We start from the raw sequence: 7214 nt of genomic DNA on the forward strand, positions 1-7214 counted from the left end.
CGCACGGAGGTCACCGGGCGTTGACGACCACTACTTCATAGGTTTCGGCGGTCGGCGGGAAGCCGGTGTCGAACTTCGCGTTCACCACCAGCAGCTTGTTGCCGACCAGCGCCGCCGTGGTCGGCGTCTGGAACAGGTCGCTGGTGATCACCGAGTCGAGCGTGCCCGAGGTGATGTCCTCGTCCAAGGTGATCCGGCTAATCTGGTTCAGCAGGTTCTGCACCGCCCAGAGGACCCTCCCCTCCAGGACCAGGCCGTCCACGTGCGGCAGCTTGAGCCCTTCGATGGCCTTGCTGGCACCGGTTTCCGGGTCCACGGTGTACACCGCCTCGTTCGCGCTGTGAGCCACGATCAGCCGGCCGTCGTCGGTGGCCACGATCCCGTTCAGGTTGAAGTCGCCGGGGGTCTCTGCCGCAGGCCCGGTCAGCTCCACGGTCCTGGCCTTGCCGGGTTCCTGCTCTTCCTCCAGCGGCACGGTGTACAGTACCCCGCGGCGCGAATTGGTGAACCACGCGCTGTCGGCAGTCACCGCAACGTCGTTGATGAAGCTTGTCTCCGGATCCGCGAACTCATAGGTCCGTACGTCGGCGCCGTCCGCGAGACCGTAGACGAAGCCTTGGCCGGTGCTTCCGCCTGCGACGAACAGCAGATCGCGGGACACATCCGCCGCCATGCCTGCGGCCATGCGGCCCTGCGGCGCGTCGATGAACCGCTCGGCCGTCCGCTCGTCCAGGCTGCCTTGGAAAATGTCCCCAGCCAACAGGTCGCCGGCATAGAAGGTACCGCCTTCGCCGGCGGTGATGCCTTCCGCCGAGGTCGCGCCAGGGAGCGTGATGGTGGCGGCTGGGGTCGTCAGCGGGGAGCCGGCCGGCGACGGGCCGGCCGCCGGCTCGGCGCATGCGGCCAGCAGTCCAACCGCCGTTAGCGCCGTCAGGAAGACCGCAGGCAGAGCGCGCCGGGGCCGGGAAGCTGTCTGGGGCATGGGATTCTCCCGTCCGCGTTGGATGAGCGGGAGCCACCGGAGCAGGCTCCCTGTGGTTATTTCCAGCGTACGCCTGTCAGACGGCTAACCGGCATTGCCGGCCGTGCCGTGCTCCTCCAGCAGGCGGTTGCGCAGCACGGACGCGCTGTCGCTCTCCGGCGCCGGGTCACCGTGGCGGTGGATGATTCTCCATTCGCCGTCCTCGCGCCGGAAGACGGTGGTGACCCGCAGCGCGTAGGACATCGGGGCTCCGCCGTCCAGCGAGGCAGTGGTGTGCTCGATGCCGACAATGGACAATGTAGGCCAGGTCGCCGCTCGCGCCGGCCGCTATCACCTCGTACTCGAACACCTCGCAGTTCGAAAAACGCGATGCGAGCCACCCGAATATCGGGGCCATCTCGCTCTGCCCGCTCTTCACCGCGGCACCGAACAGCGTCACCGGATCGGTGCGCGACCACAGGGCAATCCGCGGGCCGGCGTTGCCGTTGTGGAGGGCCCTCTCGGTCTCTGTCAGGCGCGGCATCACCGCTGCCAGGAACGTATCCACTTCTCCCACGGTGTCCCCTTCGCTTGGACCCCCTGATCCAGTATCGGCGCGCCCCCCGGCGGCGCCGCAAGGACGCCGCGGGCACCCCGGAGAGTGGGGTGCGAGGGCCCCGCCGTGGCGCGTCAGCGACACTGCGGGAGCGCCCCAATCTCAGCGGGGCGGCAGGTCCTGGCCGCGGGCCTGGAGGGCATCGCGGATCTCGGTCAGCAGCGCGATCTGCGGATCCACCGGGGTCTCCTCGTCCTTGGCCGCAATGCCGAACTTCCGGTCGCGCAGGGCGATCAGCTTGTTCATCGGCAGCACGATGGCGAAGTAAATGGCCGCAGCTACCAGCAGGAAGTTGACGATGGCGGTGAGCAGCACACCGAACTCGACGAAGTTGCCGTTGAAGTTCCAGCGGGCGAATTCGTCGAAATTCGGCGAACCAACCAGGCCGGCGATGAACGGCATGAGCACGTTCTTGACCAGCGCGTTGACCACGTTCCCAAAGGCGGCACCGATAACCACCGCGACCGCGAGGTCGATGACATTGCCCTTCATGATGAATTCTTTGAAACCCTGCAGCATGACCACCAGCCTAGACGCCCGCGGCGCGGACCTTACCGGTAGTCGGGCGCCGGTGGGAGCCCGAAGTACGTCTCCAGCGCCTCGACGCCCCGGTCGGCCATGTCCGCGGCCACGTCCTTGCCCACATAGCGCAGATGCCAGGGTTCGGCAGCATAACCGGTGACGGACTCCTGCCCGGGCTGGTAGCGCACGATGAACCCGAAGCGGTGGGCGTTCCGGGCCACCCACTGACCGGCGGCCGTGTCGCCGAAGCAGGCGCTGAGATTGCAGCTTCCGTCCGGATCGCCGACATCCACCGCGAGGCCGGTCTGGTGCTCGGAGTAGCCAGGCCGTGCCGAAACCCGGTCCGCTCCGGCCTGGCCATTCACATTGACCCAGTGCTGGTAGGTGGACACCTGTGTCTGGTAGGAACGGAAGCCGCTGAGCAGGGTCATCGGCACCCCGTCCGCCGCGGCTGCGGCGAACATCCGTTCGACGGCGCCGGCTGTGGCGTCGCGGACCACGGCCGCGTCCCCGCCCGGGCCCAGCGGAACGGCGGGCAGGCGCAGATCGGCAGGGGCGTAGTCGAGCGGCTTCAGCGGCCGGGTCTTGTTGACGACGACGTCGAGGCGTGCCGGGTTGTCGTGTCCCTCCGCGGGGGCGGGGACAGGTTCCGTAGCCGGCGGTGCCGGCTCAGGCGGGGGCGCCGGCGTGTCCTTCTCCGGTTCCGCCGGCGCGGGGGAGGCACCCCGGGTGCCGGCCGCCGGCGTCGTCGTGGCGGAAGGTACCGGGCCGCTGGAGGCCGCCGGACCGGACGCGCCTGGGCTGCAGGCAGCCAGCAGCAGCACCAGGCCGGCGGCGGCGAAGGCTGTGCGCATGGATCTCATCTCAGGTCTTCCGCAGCAGCATCCTGCGGACCGAATGGTCGGCGTCCTTGGTCAGCACCAGCTGGGCCCGGCCGCGGGTGGGAAGCACGTTCTGGCGCAGGTTCGGTTCGTTGATCCGCTTCCAGATATCCAGTGCCGTGGCCCGCGCCTCCTGGTCGGTCAGGTAGGCATAGCGGTGGAAATAGGACTCCGGCTTGGCGAACGCGGACGAGCGCAGCTTCAGGAAGCGCCTGACATACCACTCTTCGATGTAGGAGGTGCGGGCATCCACGTAGACGGAGAAATCGAAGAAATCGCTGACCGCCAGCGAGGACCGCCCGTCCAGCTGGGGCCGGGCCGCCTGCAGCACGTTCAGGCCCTCGACAATCAGTACGTCCGGGCGGCGGACCACTACCTCGCGGTCGGGGAGGATGTCGTAGGTCAGGTGCGAGTACATCGGGGCACGGACTTCCTCCGCCCCGGACTTCACCTCGCTGACGAAACGCAGCAGGGCCCGGCGGTTGTAGGACTCCGGGAAGCCCTTGCGTTCCATCAGCCCGCGCCGGATCAGTTCGGCATTGGGGTAGAGGAAACCGTCCGTCGTGACCAGCTCCACGTTCGGGGTGCCCGGCCAGCGCCTCAGCATTTCCCGCAGCACGCGGGCGGTGGTGGACTTGCCCACGGCCACGGAACCGGCGACGCCGATCACGAAGGGGGTGCGGCGGAAGCGCTCGCCGAGGAAGGTGGTGGTGGCCCGGTGCAGTTCGCCGGCGCCGGCCACATAGAGGTTGAGCAGGCGGGAGAGCGGCAGGTACACCTCCCGGACTTCATTCATATCCAGCTGCTCGCCCAAGCCTCGCAGCCGCTCGATGTCCTCCTCGTTCAGCGGCTGTTCCAGCTCATTGGAAAGGCGGGACCAGGTCTGGCGGTCCAGCTCCACGAAGGGTGTGAAGTTACTCTCACCGGTGGACGCCGACGTCTTCAGTGTCGGTTCACTCACTTAAGAATTGTGCCTGTTCGGATGAACTTTCCCCAAAATGGCGGCGTTTGGTCCTGCACGGCAGGGACCTGGCCAGGTGCACGCCGCGCCGGGCCGGGGCAGGTACCCTTGAACGCATGTGTGGAATCGTAGGTTATGTGGGCCGCCGCGGTGGATCGGCCGGCCAAGAGGCTCGTTACAACGGCCACAGCGCCCTGGACGTGGTCCTGGAGGGGCTGCGCCGCCTTGAATACCGGGGCTACGACTCTGCCGGCGTCGCCGTCATCACCGCGAACGGCATTGAAAGCCGGAAGAAGTCGGGCAAGCTGACCAACCTGATCAGCGAGCTGCAGGCCCGCCCGCTGCCGGAGTCCCTGACCGGCATCGGCCACACCCGCTGGGCCACCCACGGGGGACCCACGGACCGGAACGCACACCCGCACCTGGCCGACGGCGGCCGGCTCGCGGTCATCCACAACGGGATCATCGAGAACTTCGCCGAGCTCAAGCACGAGCTGGCGGCCAAGGGCTTTGAATTCGCCTCGGAGACCGACACCGAGGTGGCCGCCGCACTGATCGGCGACCTGTTCCGCGGCGCCGCAGAGGGTGATCTTGCCAAGGCGATGCAGCTGGCCTGCCAGCGGCTGGAGGGCGCCTTCACCCTGCTGGCCATCCACCAGGAACAGCCCGACGTCGTCGTCGCCGCCCGCCGCAACTCACCGCTGGTCGTGGGCCTGGGCGAGGGGGAGAACTTCCTCGGTTCGGACGTCTCCGGCTTCATCGACTTCACCCGGCGGGCGGTGGAGCTGGGCCAGGACCAGATCGTCACCATCACGGCCGAGAGCTTCGAAATCACCGACTTCCACGGCCGGCCGGCCCAGGGCCGGGAGTTCAAGGTGGACTGGGATGCCGCGGCGGCCGAAAAGGGCGGCTTTGCCTCCTTTATGGAGAAGGAGATCAACGACCAGCCCGAGGCCGTGGCCCAGACCCTGCTGGGCCGTGCGGGCCTGGACGGAAAGCTGGAACTGGACGAGCTGCGCATCGACCCGTCCCTGCTGAAGGCGGTGGACAAGATCATCGTGCTGGCCTGCGGCACCTCCGCCTATGCCGGCCAGGTGGCCAAGTACGCCATCGAGCACTGGTGCCGGATTCCGGTGGAGGTGGAGCTGTCCCACGAGTTCCGTTACCGGGACCCGATCGTGGACGCCAACACGCTGATCGTGGCCATTTCCCAGTCCGGCGAGACCATGGACACCCTGATGGCCGTGCGCTACGCCCAGGAGCAGGGTGCCAAGGTGCTGGCCATCTGCAACACCAACGGTTCCACCATTCCGCGCGAAGCGGATGCGGTGCTGTACACGCACGCCGGGCCGGAAATCGCCGTGGCCTCCACCAAGGCCTTCCTGGCGCAGATCACTGCCGCGTACCTGCTGGGCCTGTACCTGGCGCAGCTGCGCGGGAACCTGTTCAGCGGGCAGATCCGGGACATCCTGGCCGATCTGGGCAAGGTGCCGGCGAAGATCCAGGCCATCCTCGATGACGCCGACCGGATCAAGAAGCTGGCCCGGTCCATGTCCGATGCCCGCTCGGTGCTGTTCCTGGGCCGCCACGTCGGCTTCCCTGTGGCCATGGAAGGCGCGCTCAAGCTCAAGGAACTGGCGTACATCCACGCCGAGGGCTTCGCCGCCGGCGAGCTCAAGCACGGCCCGATCGCGCTGATCGAGGAAGGCCAGCCGGTCTTCGTCATCGTCCCGTCCCCGCGCGGCCGCAATTCCCTGCACGCGAAGGTGGTCTCCAATATCCAGGAGATCCGCGCCCGCGGCGCCAAGACGGTGGTCATCGCCGAGGAAGGCGACACCGCGGTGCAGGCGTACGCCGAGCACGTGTTCTACATTCCGGAGACTCCCGTGCTGCTGGCGCCGCTGCTGGCCACGGTGCCGCTGCAGATCTTCGCCTGCGAACTGGCCACGGCCAAGGGCTACGACGTGGACCAGCCGCGCAATCTGGCCAAGTCCGTGACGGTCGAATAAGTCCGCACCGGACCTGCCGCCGGGGAGGCTGGGGAAGGATCTGCCGTGATCGTAGGCATTGGCGTGGATGTGGTGGATGTGCCGCGTTTCCGGCGCCAGCTGGAGCGCACCCCCGGGCTGCGCGAGCGGCTGTTCACCCCGGCCGAGCGGTTGCTGAACACCCGCTCCCTGGCGGCGCGCTTTGCCGCCAAGGAGGCTATTGCCAAGGCCTTGGGGGCGCCGGCAGGGATGAACTGGCAGGACTGCACCATCAGTGTGGACGGCGCGGGGGATCCGTACCCCGAGCTCACCGGCACGGTGGCGGCGGCGGCGCGGGCCAGGGGAGTGGCGATCTGGCACCTGTCCATGAGCCACGACGGCGACCTGGCCACGGCCATGGTGGTGGCCGAGAAGTAGCTCAGTAGGGTAGTAAGGGTACAGACCTTTTCCGGCGACTACTGGGAGCACAGCATGGAAGTTTGGCCCGGACAACCCTATCCTTTGGGTGCCACCTATGACGGCAACGGCACTAATTTTGCCCTTTACAGCAACGTGGCCGAAGGCGTTGAGCTGTGTTTGTTCGACGAGGACGGCAACGAAACCAAGGTGCGGATGCGCGAGGTCGACGGTTACGTCTGGCATTGCTATCTGCCGCAGATCATCCCCGGACAGAAGTACGGCTACCGTGTGCACGGCCCCTACGATCCTGCCCAGGGGCTGCGCTGCAACCCGAACAAGCTGCTGCTGGACCCGTACGCCAAGGCCGTGCACGGGGAGATCGACTGGGACCAGTCCCTGTTCGGGTACAACTTCGGGGATGAGGACTCGCGCAACGACGAGGATTCCGCCGCGCACATGATGCTCGGCGTCGTGGTGAACCCGTTCTTCGACTGGGCCGGGGACCGCAAGCCGGGCACGCCCTACCACCGTTCGGTCATCTACGAGGCCCACGTCAAGGGCCTGACCGAACTGCATCCGGACGTGCCCGAGGAACAGCGCGGCACCTACGCCGGTGTCGCCCATCCGGCCGTTGTGGCGCACCTGCAGAAACTCGGGGTCACCGCCATCGAACTCATGCCGGTGCACCAGTTCGTCAACGACAGCACCCTGCAGGACAAGGGCCTGTCCAACTACTGGGGCTACAACACCATCGGCTTCTTCGCCCCGCAGAACACCTACAGCTCGACCGGGGACACCGGCCAGCAGGTGCAGGAGTTCAAGGCCATGGTCCGCACCCTGCACCTGGCCGGCATCGAGGTCATCCTGGACGTGGTCTACAACCACA

General features: G+C 67.3%; 8 protein-coding genes. 3 read left to right on the plus strand and 5 right to left on the minus strand.

Going from position 1 to position 7214, the window contains the following annotated elements:
- Positions 1-10: 10 nt before the first annotated feature.
- From HGG74_RS03615 to coaA, 5 genes are all read right to left on the minus strand, one after another.
- Positions 11-982, minus strand: coding sequence for an SMP-30/gluconolactonase/LRE family protein (locus tag HGG74_RS03615; protein ID WP_168484975.1), 972 nt, complete (start codon positions 980-982; stop codon positions 11-13).
- Positions 983-1066: 84 nt separating this feature from the next.
- Positions 1067-1279 (minus strand): nuclear transport factor 2 family protein, encoded by a 213-nt coding sequence (locus tag HGG74_RS21345; protein ID WP_246262607.1) that lies wholly within the window; start codon positions 1277-1279, stop codon positions 1067-1069.
- 400 nt (positions 1280-1679) lie between these two features.
- Positions 1680-2096 (minus strand): large conductance mechanosensitive channel protein MscL, encoded by a 417-nt coding sequence (mscL, locus tag HGG74_RS03625; protein WP_168484976.1) that lies wholly within the window; start codon positions 2094-2096, stop codon positions 1680-1682.
- Positions 2097-2128: 32 nt separating this feature from the next.
- Entirely contained in the window at positions 2129-2953 is an 825-nt protein-coding gene (locus HGG74_RS03630) for a M15 family metallopeptidase (protein WP_168484977.1), read from the minus strand.
- A gap of 10 nt (positions 2954-2963) precedes the next feature.
- Positions 2964-3926, minus strand: coding sequence for a type I pantothenate kinase (coaA, locus tag HGG74_RS03635; RefSeq protein ID WP_168485187.1), 963 nt, complete (start codon positions 3924-3926; stop codon positions 2964-2966).
- Between the two features lie 131 nt (positions 3927-4057).
- Between coaA and glmS the strand changes: the two genes are divergently transcribed.
- From glmS to HGG74_RS21350, 3 genes are all read left to right on the plus strand, one after another.
- Positions 4058-5950, plus strand: coding sequence for a glutamine--fructose-6-phosphate transaminase (isomerizing) (gene glmS, locus HGG74_RS03640; protein WP_168484978.1), 1893 nt, complete (start codon positions 4058-4060; stop codon positions 5948-5950).
- 45 nt (positions 5951-5995) lie between these two features.
- Positions 5996-6346 carry a holo-ACP synthase gene (locus HGG74_RS03645; protein WP_168484979.1) on the plus strand — a complete coding sequence of 117 codons (351 nt, stop codon included), beginning with the start codon at positions 5996-5998 and terminating at the stop codon, positions 6344-6346.
- A gap of 54 nt (positions 6347-6400) precedes the next feature.
- A partial coding sequence (locus HGG74_RS21350; RefSeq protein ID WP_246262608.1) for an alpha-amylase family glycosyl hydrolase occupies positions 6401-7214 on the plus strand: 814 nt, incomplete at its 3' end.

The organism is Arthrobacter mobilis (assembly GCF_012395835.1).
Classification (GTDB): Bacteria; Actinomycetota; Actinomycetes; order Actinomycetales; family Micrococcaceae; genus Crystallibacter; species Crystallibacter mobilis.